The following is a 20,309-nucleotide window of genomic DNA, read 5'->3' on the forward strand; positions in this document are numbered from 1 at the left end:
ACCAACTGCGTTCCATTGAACCTCAGGGTGCGTTCTGCCCCGGCGCGCCCTGGACACCGGCCTTCTTCGCTGCGTCCTGCGCGTTGACCGGATAGTTCGGGTCGTTCTGACCCGGCCGGTAACCCGCTCCCTCGAGCTTTTTGATCTCCTCCGTGCGCTTCGCCCGCGCCGCCTTGCGTTCGGCCTTGCGCTCGGCGCGCCGCTGCGCCCGCGTCGGTGAAGCCGGCTTCGCCGCACTGACCCCGCTGGCGTCGCCCACACCCTGCGCCATCACGGCCTCACCCACTCCCAGCATCAGCAAAACAGCCAGTGTCCCAGCCGCCATCCTTCTTGCGGTCAGCATGTTCATTCGCGTCTTCCTTTGGGATTTGTGGTACGTCCGAGCACCCTGTTTTTTGTGCTCCAGCGAACGCATCCTGGAATTTGTTCCGAATACCGATATCGACACAGAACGTCGTGCGCTACGGCGGACCGAGCCAAGCCACGGCGTTCGCGGCCGGCATCGTGTCCATCGCTTCCTTGTTGCCGACGACGCCCTCGAAACTGCCGATCATAATCATCCACGAGAACCCTCAATCAGCAGCTTGGCGAGCCCGATGGGATCATCAATCATGACATCGTGTCCGGTCTTGATGTTGTCTACCCGCCACCCTGGTTCATCACGTAGTCGTTCGGCGACATCCGGAAAATGACTGCCAGGAAAATCCGTCGCCAAGATATATTGACGCGGCAAAGACGTCACTCTGTCTGTGTAATGAACCCGCTCTTCAAAGCAACGTAGTGGATGGGGAACACATAGACCATCAACCCAGCCGATATCATTCGTGTTGACGTTGAATACGGTCGCAGGAACCGGTGGAATGAGCCAGCCAAAGCCACGTTCCAACGTCAGGGCGCGTACCTCATCGACGCGTTCCACTGACAATGTATCGAATAGCGCTTGACCTGGTTGCGGTACAAACGCATCAATATACGAAAGCCTTCTAATTCTTCGACGCACTCTTTCCGCCACACCTGAAATCACCATTCCACCGTATGAATGGCCGCACAGCACAACGTCATGCAGATTCTCCCATTCGAGGAGATTCACGACATCGTCGATATGAGTCTGCAAGCCGATGCCGCGCGACACAAGATGCGAGCGCTCTCCAAGTCCAGACAAGGTTGGTGTATGGACGTGATACCCGAGTTCGCGAAGGTAGAGCGCTGTACGCCCGTAGCACCATCCACCATGCCATGCCCCATGCACGAGCACGAACGTTGGTTTTCTTTCTGTCCCGGAAAAACTATCCATAAATCGTTCTCCACATGCTACCTGTAGTCAGGCTTCCGATTTGGCACGCAGTGAGGCCCACTCAGGAACAACGTCAAAGAGGTCGCCGACAGGGCTACAATCGGCGACGCTAAAAATCGCGGCTTCCGGGTCGCTGTTGATCGCGACGATGAGTTGCGAGTCCTTCATCCGGCCAGATGCTGGATCGACTCCGAGATGCCCACCGCCATGTACAGCAGCGGTTCGAAGATCTTGCCGGCCTGGTCGCCCCGGTAGTCGTTCGGCACGAAGCCTGCATCGACGACCGCACCGAGTTTGTCGGCCATACTCCCTGCGATCATCCTGCTTATTTCCGTCTCCTCTCGGGATTCGCGATGTACCGGAGCGATATCGTTCTTCCGCCCCGGCGAACGCATCCTAGAACTCGTGCCGGATACCGACGTTCACACCCACCGTCGTGCCCTGCGGCGGACTCAGCGAAGCGGCCGCATTGGCCGCCAGCGTCGTGTCCATCGCCCCCTTGTTGTCGACAACACCAACCTGGGCGTACAGCGTCGTGCGTTTCGAGAGCAGGTATTGCGCCCCCGCCGCATAAAGCATTGACTTGTTGGCCGTCACGTTCCTGTCACGCGATGCATACACGGCAGCGTTCAGGATCACCACGCTGTTCACGTCCCACTCCGCACCGGCCGTATAGACATTCACGTTCGCCAGTCCCGCGTCCGACGACGGATTCCGGTACTTCGTGAACGCCAGCTTCATCGTCACCGGACCGAGCCGGTACCCCGCGCCAATGTTCTCACCCCGGAACGTCGTCAGGCCGCTCGTTGCATCCTTGGCCTCGAAATACGACGCGGTCGCGCTGACCGGACCGTTGTTGTAGTTCAGGGCCGCGCTGATGTGCCGTCCCGCAGCGAAGCTCCCTGCGACGTTGCCAAACGCATACTCGACCGAACCGCTCAGTCCCGCAATGGTCGGCGACGTATACACCAGCGCGTTACTGTCAAAGAGTCCGGTGATCACGAAGTTGTCGAGATACGGAATCAGCGCACTGGAAAAAAGCGGCAGGCCGCGCGGGTCAGACGAATACACCGAAAGAAAGAACGGTGAATACTGCAGACCCGCATTGAGCTGCCCGAACGGACCGCTCATGCCGACGTACGCATTCCGCCCGAACAGCCCGCCATTCGAGTTGCCGATGCTTCCGTTGGTCATCGACATGCCCCCCTCGAGCTTGAAATGCACCTTGTAGCCGGCCCCCAGGTCCTCCGTACCCATCATCCCCCAGAACGATGGCGACCAGCCACCGTCAAGGGCCGAAACAGTACCGCCACCGCCGTTCGGCGTGCGCGACTGCCACAACAGACCCGAGTCGACGGTGCCGTAAAGCGTGACGCTCGACTGCGCCTGTGCCATCGCACCCGTCAGGCATAACACGCTGCACACCGCTCCTTTGCAAGCTGCCTCTTTCCGAATCATTGCTGTCTCCAAACCTGATAGTTTTACGTCAGCACGCTCTTCAGGCCGGCCCGCAAACCCGTGTTCCGGTTCCTTCGGTACCGGCTTGTCGCGAACTGCACAAAAATGACTTCCTCCTGCGGCCCTGCACCCCACCCCATGACCAGCCCCTCCAAGCTGCATGGATAAACGTTATTTTGTATACCTAAATATCTCGCATGATAAATGCCAGAGAACCAGATCCTTCCCCGTTCTTCACGACCCCGCGATACCTGAACGCACCAGCTCCAGCATCTCCGCCTTGGCTGAGGTAGAACGTGGTCCAGCAGCATCGAAAAACGATGTGGCCTGCCCGAAGCCTGCACCAGCAGCCGGATCGTCAGTCCAGGCCGGCAGGTCCAGGCGCCCCTTCACGAATGCGATCGCGACGCTACGGCCATCCCGTCATCCGCGACGTCGTGTTCGACATATGCCGGCTCTCTGGCCATGACGATCAGTGCAAGCGCAGCAATCACCAACGGTACGGCAAGCAGACCAAAAATTGCTCCGAAATGCCACCCCAGCCCCATCAGGACAGCCCCACCGAATGCTCCACCGACGGCGCCCAGCCTTCCGACCGCGAGCAGCCAGGCAACCCCCGTCGCGCGACTGGTGGTCGGATAGAATTCCGCCGCGATCGGCGCCATCGAGGCAGCTGCACCGGACATCGCCACACCCGCGACGAAGATCAGCACCCCAAGCCACTCGGGATGCCCGAGGTTCAGACCCACTACGATAACGAGTGCCGCCGTGAGGACATAGAACAACGCCACCACGCTGACAGCCTTGAAGCGGTCCATCATCCAGCCGGCCACAAGAATACCGAGGCACCCGCCTACGTGAAACAACGAAGTCGTAACGACCGATGCGCGAAGCGTGAAGCCAGAGGCCTTAAAAAGCGTGGGCAGCCAGTTTGTCAGCAGATAGAACACGGCCAGACACATGAAGTAGCTCAACCACAGCATGAAAGTTCCGAGCCTGTAACGCTGCGACAGGAGCTGAGAAACCGGACCTCGCTTATCCGCACCCGCACCGGCCGGTTCTTCGGAGACGAAGACGCATCCGTCCAGCGGCGTGCCCGGAGCGAGTCGCCGTAGAAGCTGCTCCACCTTGACTGAGGACCGATGCCGGACAATCAGGAGCTTCACGGATTCGGGCAACAACAGGATGAGTGCAACCGTCAGCAGAAGAGGAGCAATGCCCCCCGCCAACAACACGCTCGGCCACCCGAATCGCGGGATCAGCAGCGCTGCGACAACTCCCCCCATCGCCAGACCAGCAGCAAAGCCCATGAACATCGCGTTGACAACGAAACCCCTGATACGGCGCGGCGCATACTCCGACATCAAGGTGACGGCATTGGGTACGGCTGCGCCCAGCCCAAGGCCCGTCAGCAACCGGAAGACCGTGAGCGCCTCCATCGAAGTCGCGCGCGCTGCTGCAACACTCCATACGCCGAAGAAAAACACCGAACCGATAAGCACCGCCTTACGGCCGATCCGGTCGGCAATCGGACCTGCCATAAGCGCACCAACGCCAAGTCCAACCAGAGCTGCGCTCAGCACCGGGCCCAACGTATCTCGCGAAATTTTCCAGTCCTGCACCAGCGATGGTGCAATGAAACCCATCGCCCCCGTGTCGAACCCATCCAGCGCGACGACCAGGAAACACAGCACAAGGATGGTCCAGTGAAAGCCTGAGAAGCGTTGACTGTCAATGAGGTCCTGGACATTGACCGTGCGCGAGTCGGTGGTGGCCTGTTTCATTGCGCGCCTCCTCTCGCAACCGGAGAATTTCCGGCTCTACGTGTGAGTGCGACGTCCAACATCCTGCTTCGATTTGACCGTTCCATTTCCGAAATGCCTCCGTGATATTGTAATGTAGTACTTAATATAAATTCGACGACTCCTGCTTCTGGAGATACCGATGCCACGCGCACGGCGATGGAGAGGGTAGCCGACCGCCACCCTCCCCACTTTCTCTTACGACGCCACCTTCAGACTCGGTCTTGCCTGCGTGGATCTGGTCTGTTCCGCGATGTGTCGTCCAGTGATAAAACCGAAGGTCATGATCGGTCCGAGCGTAATCCCTGCGCCCGGATAGTTTCCGCCCATCACGCTTGCCCGGTCGTTCCCGACCGCAAACAACCCCGGAATCGGCTCGCTGTCTTTCAACACCTGGCCGACCACGTTAGTGGCAATGCCGTCGAACGTTCCAAGATCTCCCATGACGATCTTCAATGCGTAATAGGGTCCGGGACCCACAGGCGCGACGCACGGGTTCGGCTGATGACCGGGGTCCCCCAGGTACCGGTTGAACGACGTGGAGCCGCGTTGGAATTCGATATCGATACCGCGTACGGCATGTTCATCGTAGCGATGTACCGTCTCCTCCAGCCCCAGCGGATCGATACCCGCGCGCTCAGCGAGTTCCTGAAGCGTGCGGCCCTTTACCAGGTAGCCGTTGCGTACCAGGGGACCGAGCGGCACAGGCGCAGGTTTTGCAAAGCCAAGCCCGTATTTGCGGATCGTTCGATGGTTGCAGATCAGCCACATAGCGGTTTCACGCTCGCCTTCGCAAGCCGCAATCATTGCGACGCCCACGTCGTGGTACGAATTGGACTCGTTTGTGAAGCGGCGACCGTTGCGCGTGACGCCGATTATTCCCGGCTTGTACCGGTCAACAAGGTGAGGAAACACGCCAAACGTTCCATTGCCCAGCGGAACGCGCGACACAGGCATCCATGCAGCCGCTTGTGGATAGCGGATCTCCACATGTGCACCGACCTGTTCGGCCATCCTTGCACCGTCACCCGTGTTACCCGTGGGTACCGGCGATACGTGTTCGCCGCCTCGACGTACATGGGGGTAGGCGTTGCCGATACGCGCGAGGTCGTGAGAAAAACCACCGCATGCGAGCACGACGGCGTGCTGTGCGCTAATGTTAAAGACGCCGTCCTTGCCCTGCACAACAGCGCCGCATACGCGTCCTCCCTTGAGGGTCAACTCACGCGCTGCTGTTTCCGTCAGGATCGGAATGCCCAGATCGAGGGCGGACTTCGCAAGACGTGCCGCGAGTGCATTTCCACTCGTGATCTGCACTCCGCGACGGTAGAGCGCGAGATCCTTCAGGTGAGTCGCGAGACGCTTAGCCACATAGATCGCGGAAGTCAGCGATCTGGTCGCGTTGAAGAAGTGCTTGAGATCGGCGTTGGACGAATTGAACATCATGCCGATGAACGTAATCGTCTTCAGCGGCGGCCTCAGCCGCGCGATATCGGCGCCAAGCTTGCGCGCGTCATAGGGAGCAGCTACGACCGAGCGGCCGATGTCGACACCGCCCGCCACATCGGGGTGGTAGTCCGGATACAAGGTCGGCAGAAACCTGACCTCGGTTTCACGTTCAAAGAAATCGAGCATCTCGGGACCGGTTTCCAGAAACGCCTCGACGGCAGCGTCGTCGAAGAAGGCGCCCGCCTCGTTGCGCAGGTACCGACGGGCGGCTTCACGCGTATCGGCAACGCCGTTTGCCGTAGCATGACGATTGCCGGGAATCCACAGAACGCCGCCCGAATAGGCTGTCGTGCCGCCAAAGAAAGCTTCCTTCTCGATCACGATCACATTGAGCCCCTGCTTGCGCGCAGTGATGGCCGCGGAGAGGCCACCTGCACCCGATCCGATCACGAGTAGATCGCACGTGAGATCAGCAGAGCGCGTTGCGGTAGTCATGACTTGCATCCTTTTCTTGAAGAGAGCACACGAGCAGATCGTGGATACCCGAGGCAAAAATTGTTGCTGTCGTGCCATACAGCGACGGTCACTGCCTGTGCACCCCGCCACTGCATTCCCACATAACAACCGACGGTATCTTTGTAGTGCGCCAGGGCGCCGCCCACCGCGTCATTTCGAGTCAGACACCGGCCCCCGCCGGCACCTGTCATTTACGCTGTCTTGATCCAGACCGCCTTGGTCTGCAGGAATTCGTCCATGTGCTCCTCGCCGGATTCGCGCCCGTAGCCACTCATCTTGTAGCCGCCAAACGGTACCGCCGGGTCCATCGCCTGATAGCAGTTCACCCAGACAGAGCCTGCGCGCAAACCTTTGGAGATACGCTGGACATTGTTGACGTCGCGCGTCCACAGACCGCTTCCGAGCCCGAACTCGGTTGCGTTGGCACGGCGGATCACCTCGTCGACATCGCTGAACGGCAGCGCCGAAATCACCGGACCAAAGATCTCCTCCCTTGCGATGGCCATCGTGTCCTGCACATCGGCAAAGACCGTAGGTTCCACGAAGTAACCTTCGGCCAGCGCTCCTTCGCGGATACGCGCACCCCCAGCCGCCGCGCGTGCTCCCTGAGCGACGCCCTTTTCCAGATAACCTGTCACACGTTCGAGCTGCGCGGCCGACACGAGCGGCCCGAGCTGTGTCGCGGGGTCCAGAGGATCGCCGACGCGCAGCTTGCGGGCAAAATCAGAGACCCGCTCGACGAACTCCTCATAAATCCGCTCTTCGACGAACAGCCGCGTACCGGCACTGCAGATCTGCCCCGAGTTCGCGAAGACCGCCATTGCTGCACCCGGCACCGCAGCATCCAGATCAGCGTCCGCGAAAACGATGTTGGGCGACTTGCCGCCGAGCTCCACCGACACACGCTTCACGTTGCCAGCCGAAGCCCGGATGATGTGCTGCCCGACTTCGGTAGAACCCGTAAACGCGACCTTGTCGACGCCCGGGTGCGCTGCCAGCGCCGCGCCAGCTGGGCCAAAGCCCGGCACCACGTTGACGACACCCGGGGGGATGCCCGCCTCCAGACAAAGTTCGGCCAGCCGCAGCGGCGACAGCGGCGCCTGCTCGGCAGGCTTGAGCACTACCGTGCACCCCGCCGCCAGCGCCGGCGCGATTTTCCAGATAGCCAGTCCGAGCGGCCCATTCCAGGGGTTGATGGCGGCGACTACGCCCACCGCTTCCTTCACCGTGTAGGAGAAGATCTCTCCCGGTTGCGAGTTCTCGATGGTCTTGCCGTGTGTGGATGTCGCGAGGCCGGCGTAATAGCGCAGCAGTGCCACAGCACGACGGCGCTTGCCCGCCGTACCCGCGATGGGGCCGCCCATATCGAGCGTGTCAAGCATGGAGAGCTCATCGAAATGGGCATCGACGAGATCCGCCAGACGCAGGAGGACGGCCTGGCGGTCAAACGGCTTGAATCTGCTCCAGGCCCCTTCGAAGGCGCGGCGAGCCGCGGCTACGGCCAGGTCGATGTCGGCTTCAGCCGCCTCGGCCACTTCGGCAAGCACCTTACCCGTGCTCGGGTTGATCGTCTCAAAGGTGCGGCCCGACTGCGCAGGCACCTGCTGACCGTCGATCAGCAGAAGCTTGGGTTTTCCGTCGAGGAACGCTGGCAAGCCAGCGGGTTCGTTTAAACTTCCCATGCTTTGGATCCTCTCTGATATGTGCGGAGATGTGCGGAATCAGCGTGCCGTATAGCCGCCGTCAACGGGCAACGCAGCCCCGGTAACATACGACGCGTCGTCGGATGCGAGCCACAGGGCCGCCTGTGCAATCTCTGCCGGCTGGGCTACGCGACCCAGAGGAATCGCCGCAAGGGTGCGAGCCTGAGCTGCAGCGGCCTCCTCGGCACTTGCATTGGGGTCGTAAAATTTTGCCAGCATGGGTGTCTCAACCTGACCGGGGCACACGACATTGAAGCGGATCTTTTCCGGTGCGTAGCGCAGCGCAAAGGACTTCGCCATCCCCACGACCGCGAACTTCGCGGCGGAATACACCGGACTGACGGACGCGCCGACCAGGCCCGCCACCGAAGCGGTGAATACTACCGAGCCGCCACCGGCACGACGCAGATGAGGAATCGCAGCACCTGTTGCTAGCAGGGCACTGCGCACGTTCAGGTCCATGGACTTCGCATACTCCTCAAGATCCAGGTTCTCCACATCACGAAGACCGGGCATGCCAGCGTGATTCCACAGTACATCCAGGCCACCCAGGCGCTCCACAGCCTCATCAATGAAACCGCGGCATGCGTTCGCGTCCAGCAGGTTCGCAACCAGTGCCGTACATTTGCCACCGCTTGCCGTAATGCCAGCCGCAACGTCACGGACACGCTCGGCATCGATGTCGACCGCCACCACCGTAGCGCCCTCCCGGGCGAAAAGTTCGCAGCCGGCGCGGCCCATGCCCGACGCTGCGGCAGTGATGACAACGCGTTTGTCCTTGAGTCTCATGAATCGTCTCCTTTATTTTTTCGAAAAAACCGGATTAATTTCATCCCCTGTGGACAAGCACGTCCTTCAGGAAATTTGCAATGTCTTCCATCGCCTGACCGGAATGCGGCAGCAGCCCCCGGTCCATGGTGAAGAATCCATGAATGCCGCCTTCAAACCGGCGCACCCGCACGGTCACGCCTTCCGATTGAAGTCGCGCCGCATACGCCTCTCCTTCGTCGCAAAGCAGATCGCATTCAGCCGTCAACACAAGCGCCGGCGGCAAACCATCTACACGCGGCCCATGCAGCGGTGCGAAACGCGGATCCGCGCGCTGATCGCGGTCTGGAACATATTGATCAAAGAACCAGGCAATCTCGTCGCGCGTCAGAAACGGCGATTCGAACTGTCGCATGTAGTCCGAGTCGATGTTTCCATCGGTACTCGGATAGATCAGGATCTGTGCGGCCAGTCCATGTGTGCCTTCCTCGCATAGAATGCGGGCAACGACGGCGCTGAGGTTTCCCCCGGCGCTGTCGCCTGCCACCACCACGGGAACAGCAGCGTGCGCGATTGACTCAACCCCGGCAAGCGCCCAGTGCGTCGCGGCCACCGCGTCATCGACTGCGGCGGGAAAGCGATGCTCCGGAGCAAGCCGATAATCGACCGAGACGACTGCGCATTGGCTCGCCAATGCCAGCCTGCGCAGCGCAGCATCCCAGCCGTCGAGCGAACCAATTGTCCAGCCACCTCCGTGGAAGTACACGATCAGCGCCCTGGGAAGACCCGCCGGGCGATAAATCCGTGCAGCAACCCCTCCTTCAGGCACTGGAATCATGCAATCCTCGACGCTCTCCACCGCCGGCCCCGGCGGCAACTTCGCAAGCATCGATTCGTGGTAGCTGCGCATCTCCGCAGCCGTGACACTACCAATCTGAGGCATTCCCGCAGCCTTAGCCGCTTCTATCAGCGCCCTGTAGCCCTCGTCCAGCTTCCTGGGTTGTGCTTGAGACGTCATGCTATTGACCTTGCATATCAGTGGTTAAGTAAGTCTACTTACTAAGTATATTTACTTAAATGAAACGCTGCAGAAACCCGTGTTTACCCCGCCGAACATCAACCCGTCGGGCGGCTCCCCGCACGCCTGCGTTCGCGCCCATGTCCCAAAACACGGGCGTAGACGCTCCCACTGGCTCAGTGACCCGCAGCACGCAAGAGACGCATATCGCAGCCGGCGTATCGGTCCGACCGGCTGCGTGCAAGTCCTGAAACGAGAAATGAGGTCACACGACTCGCGGTCAAAGCCCCATGCGTTTTGCGAGCACGTTGCGCTGGATTTCGTTACTGCCCCCGCCGATCGGGCCGACACGCGAATCGCGGAAGAACATCTGCATGTCGTACTCCATCGAATAGCCAGCGCCACCGAGAATCTGCAGCCCTTCGTCCGCACAGCGGAAGTTGTTTTCCGTGCAGACAATCTTGGCAATCGACGTCTCATTGATCGCGGGATTGCCCCCATCCAGCAGTTCCGCCACCCGGTAGACCGACTGCCGGGATGTCTCGGCCATGATCGCCATGTTGACCAGCTTGTGCTGGATCACCTGGAAGCTGGAGATGGGCTGGTCAAACTGGATGCGCTGCTTCGCATAGTCGCTTGCGTATTCGGTAATCCGGAAACAGTGTCCCGCCGAGATTGCCGCGAGCGCCATCCGTTCGAGGCCCAGACACTTCATGATGTTCTTCCACGCCTGGCCCTCACCGCCGAACAGGTTCGAGGCGGGAACGCGCACGTTGTCGAAGAAGACCTCGTTCGCGTGCGTCGTGCGGCGACCGAGCATGTTCAGCGGCCGGATCGTCACACCAGGCGCCTTTGCATCCACGAGGATCGTGCTGATCCCCTGGTGGCGAGGTGCGTCGCGATCGGTCTTGGCAATCACGACGATGTAGTCCGCGACGTGCGCGCAGGTGATCCAGACCTTGCTGCCGTTGAGAACATACTCATCGCCGTCGCGAATCGCGGTCGTCCGGATACCCGCCACATCGGAGCCGGTACCCGGCTCCGACATCGCGAGCGACAGCTTCGCCTTGCCCGAAATGATCTTCGGTATGATTTCCTGCTTCAGTGCATCGGAGCCAAACTTGGCCACGTGCATGCCAGCGTAGACCGCAGTCGTCGTAATCCCCTGAGCGATGCCCGTGTAGTAATAGCCGAGCGTTTCCAGGAGAACCGTGATGTCCTTGTAGGTGCCCCCACTGCCGCCCAGCTCTTCCGGATAGAAGAGTCCGAGGAAACCTGCTTCCGCAAGCGCTGCATGCGCTTCGTGAGGATATTCCTTCGCCTCGTCCATCTTGCGAACCCGTTCCCACGGAAGATGCCGCTCAAGCAACGTGAGGATGCTCTCACGCATCATGTGCTGTTCTTCCGAGAGACCAAATGTGTTCATCAGCGTCATTTCTGTTCCCCTGCAATTGCCGTAGCGTTCTGGCGGGCATTGAGCGCATCCCTGCCCGCGCGAGTCAGTACCATCGTGGTCATTACACCGGTCTGCACGATCTCGCCGCGCTGGTTAATGAGTTCCATCCGGCGCTTGAGGACACCGCGATCCGGCTTGGAAGTCGTGCGCGCGGAAACGATCGTCGCGCGCAGGTGGACGGTGTCGCCCAGGAAGATTGGCGCAAGAAAGCGCCATTCATCGACGCCGAGCGCGGCGATGGCCGTGCCGATCAATTGACCTAACTGCGCACTGAGCCCCGTGGAGACGGAAAGCCCCAGTGCGCCATGGGCGATACGCTGACCGAGTGCAGATTTCGCGCTGTATTCGGCATCCGTATGCATGGGGTTGACGTCACCCGAAAGCCACGAGAACGTCACCACGTCAGTCTCGGTGATCGTGCGTGCCGGGCTGATATCTACCTGCCCTTCTACAAACTCCTCGATAACCTTGCCACTCATTGAATGCACTCCTCTTGTGAGAGAACCAGCAATGCATCGACGGCCACCACACCGTCCTGTCCGACGATGACCGGGTTGACGTCTGCCTCGCTGAGCGCGTCGCCCATATCGGCAGCCAGCTCCGAAAAACGGCAGATTGCATCCACCGCGCTCTCGATGTCCCGTGGCGCCTGTCCGCGATAGCCCGTGAGCAGCCGGTAACCCTTAAGTAAACTGAGCATCTTCCTCGCCTTCTCCGGCGTGACCGGTGCCAGCGCGATCGATACGTCGCCGAGCAGTTCCACCAGCACCCCACCCAGCCCGACCACAACCAGCGTGCCGAACTGCGCGTCACGCTGGATGCCCAGCACCAGCTCGACTCCGGGCGGTGCCATTTCCTGAACGCTGACGCCGTCGAGCCGGGCCTGCGGCTTGTGCTTCGCGGCCGATGCCAGTACGGCGGCCGCTGCCTCGCGTACCGCATTCGCGTCGGTCAGGTTCAGCCGGATGCCGGAAACCTCGGTCTTATGAGGAATATCCGGCGAAGCAATCTTGACGACGAGCGGAAAACGCATGGCGCTCGCGGCCTGCGCGGCTTCGTCCGGCGTCGCTGCGACGGTCTCGCGCGGCACCCTTATCCCGTATGCCGCCAGCACACGTTTGGAATCCTGCTCACCGAGCACGTTGCCGCGCGCCTTTGCGGCGGCGAGGATCGCCCGCGCCGTTGCGGGCGCGTCAGATGCGGATCGCCGCAGCCACTTGTCGTGACGCAGTGCACGGCGTTCATGCCAGTCGCACCAGGCGCGAATCGTGGAGAAGCAACGGTCTGCCGAACGGAAAAGCACCACGTTCGGGTCCGCGTCGAGCACGGCACTGCCCGGTCCCTCCAGCCACTCGTTCATCCAGACGGCAGCGATCGCGCCCTTTCTGCGGGCAGCCACTTCACAGATGACGGGGGCTCGCGAACCCGTTGCCGCCTCATGCGCAAATACAAGCGGCACGACTACCGCGCTGAAACCCGGATCATCGACAAAAGCATTCAGGCAATGGGCGAAAGTCGACGAGGTTTTAAGGACCTCTGCCGTCAGATCCGCCGGATTTGCGATGGAACCGAAGTCGGGTACCACGGAGGCGAGTGCTTCGTGCGTCGCCGCGGCAAGTTCAGGAAGCTCAAGGCCATGCTGCTCAGCCTTGTCGGCATTGATCACGCCCGCGCCACCCGAGGTCGCCATGATGCCGACGCCGCGTCCTTTTTTTGGCGCATCGTTGCGCGCGAAGAAATTCGCCATTTCCAGCACCGCTTCGAGATCATCGGTCTGGATCGCGCCGACTTCCTCGAGCGCTGCACGGTACGCGGCGACGGAGCCGACGAGCGTGCCGGTATGAGAGAGTGCCGCCTTGCCGCTCGCTGCCGTGTTGCCCGCCTTGTAGACGACCAGTGGCTTGCCCGCAGCGTCGGCGAGGCGCGCGGCCTCGAGGAAGCGCGCTCCGCTCTTGACGCCTTCGAACAGGCAGATGATGGAGCCGACTTCAGGATCGTCAGCGAGAGTGGCGATGAAATCGGCCACGTCCACGTCGGACGAGTTGCCCGCGGCGAGGTAGTGGCTGATGCCGACACCACGGGTCATCGCCTGCAGCACCGTATAGCCGAGCGCACCACTCTGCGAAACCACCGCGACCCGGCCTGACCGGCCATTGATCATCTTGCCGCAATCGGGCATGAAGTTCATCGCGGCGCCGGTGCGGACGTTCGCGAGACCGACACAGTTCGGCCCCGCAATGCGGATTGCCCCGCGACGCGCGATCTCGACCAGCCGCTCCTGGGCGGCGATGCGCTCCGCGCGGCCGGTCTCCGAATAGCCCGACGCATAAACGATCGCGCCGCCTGCCCCAACCGCAATGGCCTCTTCGAGCGTTGGCTCCACCAGCGACTGCGCCACACACATCACGACGCAGTCCGGCGATTCGGGCAAATCAGCAAGACTCGGCACGCAGGCAAATCCCACTGTCTCGCGGTACTTGGGATTGACACCAAACACCTTGCCCTGAAAGCCCGCGAGATTGGCGAGCGTGCGTTGCCCAAATGAACCGGGGGTTTCCGATGCGCCGACCACTGCAATCGTTTTTGGATCAACCAGCCGGCGAAGATCGTTCATCCGGTATACGGCTCTTTCCTCGTGCATCCGTCCTTCTCCTCCTGACCTGCCCGGCTTCCGGTCGACATGACCTGTACCGCAGCAGAAACTAATGGACCGTCCATTAGAGGAATATTGCGCCGCAGCCGATCCGGTGTCTACCAGGCTATAACCCTAATGGACCGTCCATTGGACCTGCATTATCTTGAACGCTGCCCCGCGCTGGCGGGGTTCGTGCCGGGGCGAATCAGCCCGGCATTTCCCTGCAGAAAGGAGGCTGGAAGGTATGGGCAGGACAGTTACGATCGTCGGCACAGCAGCGCTGCCGGTCGGCAAGTGGCAATCACCATCTGACGCTCAGGAGCAGACGCTCGAGCATGAGATTCTGGCCAGACTGGTGCTCGATGCGGTTGAGGACGCAGGCGTTGAGAGAACGGACATCGGCACGCTGTCTCTCGCACAATGCAGGCCGTACACCTCTCAGAAGTACTTCGCCACTTTCATGGCGCATCATCTGCGCCTTCCCTGCGCTGGCAGCGTTGCCGAGATTCTCGGCAACGGCATGACGGCGGGCCTCGCATTCGAGCATGCGGCGAACGATATCCTGCTCGGCCGCTCGAAGGTGGCATTGGCGCTCGGCGTGAACTTCGAAACCGCGACATCCGCTGCGGATCACATGATGAGTTCCATGCGTGCAGTTGGGGACGTGGACTTTCAGGGACCTTTTGGCATCACGCCAATCGCGTGGTACGCGATGGACGCGGCGCGCTACATTCACGAGTACGGTTCGTCGCGCGAGGAACTGGCCAGTGTGGCGGTCAAGAACCGTGCGCATGCCGCGCTGAACCCGCTCGCGCAGTTCCGCAAGCCCATCACGCTCGACGATGTCCTCGCGCAACCGATGATTGTCGAACCACTGGGCCTCTACGAGGTACCGCCCCGCAGCGATGGCGCGGTGTGCCTGGTGCTCGCCGAAGAAGACGTTGCCCGCTCGCTCGGCCGCCCGTACGTACGGGTCCGTTCGCGCGGCTTCTTTCACGAAGGCGCGCATCAGATCAGCGAAGTCCCGAACGACATGACTGCGTTCGTCTCAGCCCAGGCCGCGGGGCGCGAGGCGTACGAGGCAGCAGGTATTGCTCCGGCCGACATCGATGTCGCCGAACTCTACGCCCCCTGCACGATCGTTGAAGTGCTGGTCAGCGAGGCACTCGGTCTCGTCCCGCGCGGCCTGGGCGCACGGTGCGCCGCGCAAGGTGAAACCCGCCTTGGTGGCCGCATCCCCATCTGCACGTCCGGCGGTCTGCAGTCACGCGGCCATCCTGCCTATGTCACGCCGTTCTACAGTTTTGTTGAAATCGCGGACCAGTTGCGCGGCCGGGCGGGCGAGCGTCAGGTCGCCAATGCTGAACTGGCGATGACGAGTGCCGAACTCGGCAACTACAACGCAGCCCTGGTGCACATCATGGAGGCCGTCCGCTAATGCTTGAAATCCTCACCGTCGATGGGCCGCGGGCCTATCCCCCGCGCGTGACAGCCTTTACCCGAACGTTCTGGGACGCACTGCGGGATGGACAGTTCCGCACGACCCGGTGCGACGCATGTCACGGATACACGTTTCCACCCAAACCGTTCTGCCCTCACTGCTGGTCGCGGAGCGTGAGCTGGGCCGATCTGTCGGGCCGCGGAAAACTCTACTCGGCAACGCGTGTTCACGCCGCGCCGGCCGCCTTTCGGGCGGACGCGCCTTATCGCGTCGGCATCGTCGATCTCGATGAAGGGCCCCGTATTGCGGTCAGGATCTGGGACACGGACGCCATCGCGCTCGATGCCCCGGTCCAGATCGTCGCGCTTCGGTATGAAGACGGCCCACTGTTCGCCGCACGGCATGCTGGCGTGCCGGAGTGAACCGCCATCTGCGGGACAGCCGTGATCAGGCGGTACAGCAGGACGGAGAGACATGACGCAACCGTGCACCTTCGTGCCATGTCTTCCACTTTCCCGATTGTCCCACCTGATAGCGAAGGGATAACGCCGCCCCCGATAACCGCCGGCTAACGCAAGTCAGCGCAGACTACAACACGCTTTCCGCACTACGAGGTACACCCATGCAATCGCCGCCTGCACCGGCAGTCCCTGCTGCATCATCCCTTCTCGATTCGCTTGCGGACTTCACTACGTCGCTGGAACTCGACCGCATTCCCGAACAGGTGCGTCGACAGGCGGGACTATGCATCCTCGACACGATTGGATGTGCGCTGGCTGGTGCCGGGTCTGCCGAAGGCGTCACATTGCTCGAGGCTGAGCGTGCACTCGGCGGTGGTGACCCCGTCGCACGCGTCCTCGGGCATACGGAGACCCTGCCAGCGGAAGCCGCCGCACGGGTCCATGGATACTGGGGGGATATCTTTGAGCTCAACGACCTGATCGGCGGGCATGCGAGCATCGGTAACGTCGCCGCTGCCCTCGCACTGATCGAGTGCAGCAACGGCTCAGGCGCGTCACTGCTCAAAGCCGTCATCGCCGGCATAGAGGTCACGTCCCGTATCTATGCCAGCGTCTATCCGAAGCTCAAGCCGTATACCGACGTGGCGATGGTCACGCCAGGCCTCGTCTCGGCCTTCGGATCCGCAGCCGTGGCCGCATCGCTGCGCGGCATGTCGCGCGACCGGACGAGGGACGCCCTTGCCATCGCCGGCACGCTGACCACGTGGTGCCCGGCCGAGACAATTTTTGGCGACGGCGGGACCGTCAAGCCGATGCTGTTCGGCGCCTGGCCAGCCGCAGTCGGACTGCGCGCAGCAGGCTATGCGTCGCACGGCATGACCGGGCCCGGCAGGCTCCTGGAGAGCCGCATGGGTCTCTTTGCCACCTTGTGCCGCGAGTACGACCCAGACGTCATTACGGACGATTCGCGCTGGTTTCTTGCAGAACCTCGCAGAAAGCTCCATGCGTGCTGCGGGTATACGCACTCCGCGATTGATCTGGTGGTGTCGCTGCGCGATCAGTTGGGTGAGGACGTGCTGCTACGTGGCAAGCTGAAGATCGAGGTGCCGGCTTACATCATTCCGGCGGTATCCAAGAGCCATCTTCCGCATACGCCGAACGAGGCAAGATTCCACATGCAGTACTGTATCGCGCTCGCCGCCTGCGGTGCAGACGTGATCCTTCCCGGACACAGCGTCGACATCGAAGCGCATCTGCGCCGGCCCGAAATCCGTGACATGCTCGCGAGGATTGAAATCGTCACGGGTCCCGGACTGGATCATTATCACCAGTGCCGCGTTACCGTGCTCAAAGACGGCGTGGAGGTTCATCATGCCCATTGCGATGCGCCGCGAGGCTCACCGCGCAATCCGTTGAGCGACGCGGAGGTGATCGGAAAGTTCCAGCGACTCGTCAGCCACCGGATGACGCAGGACGACAGTGCCGCGTACGCGTCGCGATTCACCGGGCTTGAACACCAGCACGATTGCGACTGGATATTCGATGACCTGATCAGTGCGGAAGCGGTTGCCGGAAAAAGATAGGCCTGCTGGCACGGCACTGGTGGGTAGCGGCGCCAACTGCGGGCGGCCCCTACGCGCCTTCGACGGCGATAAAGTCCGCTACTGCAGCGCCGCTACGGGCGGCTCGCGCGTGCGCGTATTCCGGGGAATGGTAATAGCGCTGGGCCTGCTCGACTGAATCGAACTCGATAACCACGTTCCGCGCACGCCCCTCTCCTTCAAGCACAGAACATGGGCCGCCGCGCACCAGCACACGTCCACCGTACTGCCGGATGACCGGCGTGGCCATACTGGCGTATCGCGCATACGCCTCCTCGTCCGTCACGTCGACGCGCGCAATGATGTATCCCTTGGGCATAAGCAGTTCTTCCTTGAATCAGAGAGGCAATTTCATGCGGCATCCGCAGCCGCGCACGGTGATCATATCCGGAATGCCGACACCCCGCGGCGGGGTCTTCTTCTCCACGCAGTCACCGACCGGCGTACACGCGGCTGTACCGATATGTTCATGCCAAAAGCGAATGCTTTTGCGCGCGACAGTCGTCGGTAACCGGGACAGGCATCAGACTCCAGGCCATTATCTTTGGGGCTCGTGCCGTGTCGGCATCCATTGTCACGCCTGGGCAAGTGGACGAATATCCCGTCCGCCTCGCCCAGGCCCGGACTTAACCGTTGCTGGACTTTGGACCCACGCCCCACGCGTCAAATACCGCGGCGACTACCTCCGGCCCCATCGCAGCCGGGCGTGCACTGCCCGGCGTGCGACTGAAGCGCGGCGCCGGTGCAGGCTGCTTCACGCCGTCGAGATCGATAAAAACGCCGCGCCGGGCCACATGTTCATGGTTAGCCGCTTCCTGCAGCGCAAGCACCGGGCTCACGCAGGCATCCGACTCGTGGAACGTGTTCGCCCATTCGTCCCGCGTTCGCTTCCCGAAAGACTGTGCAAGCACATTGCGAATGGTGTTCCAGCCAGTACGATCTGTTCGCGGCGGAAGCGTGTCCGGCGCTATGTCCAGGCGGGCCAGCAACTCGCGCCAGAACGGCTCCTCAATCGCGCCTACCGCAACATACCTGCCGTCGGCGGTCTCATAGGTCGTGTACCATGGCGCGCCCCCATCGAGCGCGTTCTGGCCGCGCCCGTCCGTCCAGCGTCCCTTTGCGTAGAGGCTGCAGAAGAGCGACATCAGCGTGGCCGAGCCGTCCACCATGGCGGCATCAACGACCTGCCCCTTGCCGCTATTGCGCGCTTCGAGCACAGCACACAGCACGCCGAACGCGAGAAACATCGCCCCACCGCCATAGTCGCCGACAAGGTTCAGCGGAGGAACCGGTCCACCACCAGCGGGGCCGATTGCCGCCAGCGCGCCCGTCAGCGAAATGTAGTTGATGTCGTGGCCGGCGGTTGGCGCAAGCGGGCCGTCCTGCCCCCACCCCGTCATGCGACCGTAAACGAGGCGGGGATTAAGCGTGCGACAGACGTCGGGACCGATCCCGAGCCGTTCCATGACACCCGGCCGGTTGCCTTCCAGGACAATGTCTGCCGATGCCACCAGCTCCAGCGCGGTCGCCCGGTCACGCTCTTCCTTGAGGTTCAGCGGGACGATGCGTCGGCCACGCATGGTGACATCCCTGGGATCGAGTTGCACGCCAGGGCGGGCAAGATGTACCACGTCGGCACCCATATCGGCGAGCAGCATCGCGCAGAACGGTACGGGGCCGATGGCACCGAATTCCAGCACCTTCACGCCCGACAACGGACCTTCCTTCATTTAGTGAACTCCCTGGGGAAAAACAGTGCCGGCTAGCCGCGCCAGTCGACAACCTCATTGAGTGGCGCACGGGTAGTCCGGAAGCGGTTGGCCGGGTGGTCCTGATCTGCATACCCGAAAGAGATGCCACACACGATGACGCGGTCTTCCGGAATGTCGAAGTATGCCCGGAGGAACGGCGAATACGACGCCAGCGCCGCCTGCGCGATACTGGCAACGCCATGGGCTGCCGCTGCAAGCAGGAACGTGGTCACATAGGCACCACAGTCGATCGTCCCGTACTGACCCAGCGATACGTCGCTGGTCACGATCGCGACATGCGGCGCGCCGAAGAAACGGAAATTCTCGCGCGCCTGTTGGCTGGATGCCTCGCGGTCACCGCGCGCAATGCCTACCGCTTCGTACAGCTGGAAGCCGCAGGTACGCCTCCGGTCGAGGTAGACGCCACGGTACGCCTGCGGAAAAGGAATGTCGGGTTCCGGCTGCGAGGCGCGGATGTGCTCCAGCAGCTCACGACGAAAGCGCTCCGTGGCTTCGCCGCCCGTAATGATGAGCTTCCACGGTTGAGCGTTACACCAGGATGGCGCCAGCTGCGCGGTGCGCAAAATCCGCTGGATGACGTCCCTGTCTACCGACGTGGGCAAAAACGCGCGGCAGCTATGACGCGCGAGCAGGAACTGCTCAAAGCTCGCGCCCTCCCCGGCCTGCTCAACTGGTAACCCACTCATCCTGGCTGTCTCACTCCGAATACGCGTTGAGCAGGTTGACCAACCCGCTTTATCCCATGCTGTGTGTCAGTGCAACCCTCGAACTATGCCTGTTCCGCTGCAAACCGGCCTGATGCGAGCTTGCAATAAAGCTCATAATAAGCCAATGGACCGTCCATTACAAGCATGTGTCACGGCAGTCGCCCGCCGCCGGCCGGGAGGTTTTTGAGCGCGGCGCATGGGTTAATATGGCGGGTTCAATCGACTAAC

The 20,309-nt window shown here is 61.7% G+C and carries 17 protein-coding genes and 1 pseudogene; 3 read left to right on the plus strand and 15 right to left on the minus strand.

Going from position 1 to position 20,309, the window contains the following annotated elements:
- Positions 1–22: 22 nt before the first annotated feature.
- From EX20_RS21485 to EX20_RS21530, 12 genes and pseudogenes are all read right to left on the minus strand, one after another.
- The gene (locus EX20_RS21485) at positions 23–349 is read right to left on the minus strand and encodes a hypothetical protein (RefSeq protein WP_034194688.1); all 327 of its coding nucleotides are present in this window, start codon (positions 347–349) and stop codon (positions 23–25) included.
- Positions 350–556: 207 nt separating this feature from the next.
- The gene (locus tag EX20_RS31100; protein ID WP_072465576.1) at positions 557–1,294 is read right to left on the minus strand and encodes an alpha/beta hydrolase; all 738 of its coding nucleotides are present in this window, start codon (positions 1,292–1,294) and stop codon (positions 557–559) included.
- Between the two features lie 27 nt (positions 1,295–1,321).
- Positions 1,322–1,599 (minus strand): annotated as a pseudogene (locus EX20_RS32970) (FAD-binding protein); the annotation flags it as partial.
- A 91-nt stretch (positions 1,600–1,690) separates the two neighbouring features.
- Positions 1,691–2,752 carry a porin gene (locus EX20_RS21490; RefSeq protein WP_072465575.1) on the minus strand — a complete coding sequence of 354 codons (1,062 nt, stop codon included), beginning with the start codon at positions 2,750–2,752 and terminating at the stop codon, positions 1,691–1,693.
- A gap of 389 nt (positions 2,753–3,141) precedes the next feature.
- Positions 3,142–4,536, minus strand: a complete 1,395-nt coding sequence (locus tag EX20_RS21495) for an MFS transporter (protein ID WP_034194690.1) — start codon at positions 4,534–4,536, stop codon at positions 3,142–3,144.
- Between the two features lie 216 nt (positions 4,537–4,752).
- A complete protein-coding gene (locus tag EX20_RS21500; RefSeq protein ID WP_034194699.1) occupies positions 4,753–6,498 on the minus strand; it encodes an FAD-dependent oxidoreductase in 1,746 nt (581 codons plus the stop codon).
- A 212-nt stretch (positions 6,499–6,710) separates the two neighbouring features.
- Complete coding sequence (locus tag EX20_RS21505) at positions 6,711–8,201, minus strand: aldehyde dehydrogenase family protein (RefSeq protein ID WP_006400227.1); 1,491 nt, start codon at positions 8,199–8,201, stop codon at positions 6,711–6,713.
- A gap of 39 nt (positions 8,202–8,240) precedes the next feature.
- Positions 8,241–9,011, minus strand: coding sequence for an SDR family NAD(P)-dependent oxidoreductase (locus EX20_RS21510; RefSeq protein WP_006400228.1), 771 nt, complete (start codon positions 9,009–9,011; stop codon positions 8,241–8,243).
- Positions 9,012–9,051: 40 nt separating this feature from the next.
- Positions 9,052–10,008: an alpha/beta hydrolase gene (locus EX20_RS21515; protein WP_006400229.1), complete on the minus strand. Its 957-nt coding sequence runs from the start codon at positions 10,006–10,008 to the stop codon at positions 9,052–9,054.
- A 280-nt stretch (positions 10,009–10,288) separates the two neighbouring features.
- The gene (locus EX20_RS21520; RefSeq protein WP_006400230.1) at positions 10,289–11,443 is read right to left on the minus strand and encodes an acyl-CoA dehydrogenase family protein; all 1,155 of its coding nucleotides are present in this window, start codon (positions 11,441–11,443) and stop codon (positions 10,289–10,291) included.
- The gene (locus EX20_RS21525; protein ID WP_034194692.1) at positions 11,440–11,943 is read right to left on the minus strand and encodes a MaoC/PaaZ C-terminal domain-containing protein; all 504 of its coding nucleotides are present in this window, start codon (positions 11,941–11,943) and stop codon (positions 11,440–11,442) included. The genes EX20_RS21520 and EX20_RS21525 overlap by 4 nt, the downstream gene beginning before the upstream one ends.
- Positions 11,940–14,105: an acetate--CoA ligase family protein gene (locus EX20_RS21530; RefSeq protein ID WP_006400232.1), complete on the minus strand. Its 2,166-nt coding sequence runs from the start codon at positions 14,103–14,105 to the stop codon at positions 11,940–11,942. The genes EX20_RS21525 and EX20_RS21530 overlap by 4 nt, the downstream gene beginning before the upstream one ends.
- A gap of 238 nt (positions 14,106–14,343) precedes the next feature.
- On the opposite strand from EX20_RS21530, the gene EX20_RS21535 reads away from it, so the two are divergent.
- The 3 genes from EX20_RS21535 to EX20_RS21545 all read left to right on the plus strand — a co-directional run bounded on the left by EX20_RS21535 (position 14,344) and on the right by EX20_RS21545 (position 17,584).
- Positions 14,344–15,537 (plus strand): thiolase family protein, encoded by a 1,194-nt coding sequence (locus EX20_RS21535; protein ID WP_006400233.1) that lies wholly within the window; start codon positions 14,344–14,346, stop codon positions 15,535–15,537.
- On the plus strand, positions 15,537–15,962 hold the full coding sequence (locus EX20_RS21540) for a Zn-ribbon domain-containing OB-fold protein (protein WP_050804574.1): 426 nt from the start codon (positions 15,537–15,539) through the stop codon (positions 15,960–15,962). Before EX20_RS21535 ends, EX20_RS21540 begins: the two co-directional genes overlap by 1 nt.
- A 200-nt stretch (positions 15,963–16,162) precedes the next feature.
- Positions 16,163–17,584: an MmgE/PrpD family protein gene (locus EX20_RS21545; RefSeq protein WP_006400235.1), complete on the plus strand. Its 1,422-nt coding sequence runs from the start codon at positions 16,163–16,165 to the stop codon at positions 17,582–17,584.
- A 49-nt stretch (positions 17,585–17,633) separates the two neighbouring features.
- On the opposite strand, the gene EX20_RS21550 is transcribed toward EX20_RS21545, so the two are convergent.
- The 3 genes from EX20_RS21550 to EX20_RS21560 form a co-directional block, all read right to left on the minus strand.
- Positions 17,634–17,921, minus strand: a complete 288-nt coding sequence (locus EX20_RS21550) for a DUF1330 domain-containing protein (protein ID WP_034194694.1) — start codon at positions 17,919–17,921, stop codon at positions 17,634–17,636.
- 307 nt (positions 17,922–18,228) lie between these two features.
- Entirely contained in the window at positions 18,229–19,332 is a 1,104-nt protein-coding gene (locus tag EX20_RS21555; RefSeq protein ID WP_034194695.1) for a CaiB/BaiF CoA transferase family protein, read from the minus strand.
- Between the two features lie 32 nt (positions 19,333–19,364).
- Complete coding sequence (locus EX20_RS21560) at positions 19,365–20,060, minus strand: nitroreductase (RefSeq protein WP_006400238.1); 696 nt, start codon at positions 20,058–20,060, stop codon at positions 19,365–19,367.
- Positions 20,061–20,309: the final 249 nt, after the last annotated feature.

The organism is Burkholderia sp. WP42 (genome assembly GCF_000745665.1).
GTDB lineage: Bacteria > Pseudomonadota > Gammaproteobacteria > Burkholderiales > Burkholderiaceae > Burkholderia > Burkholderia vietnamiensis.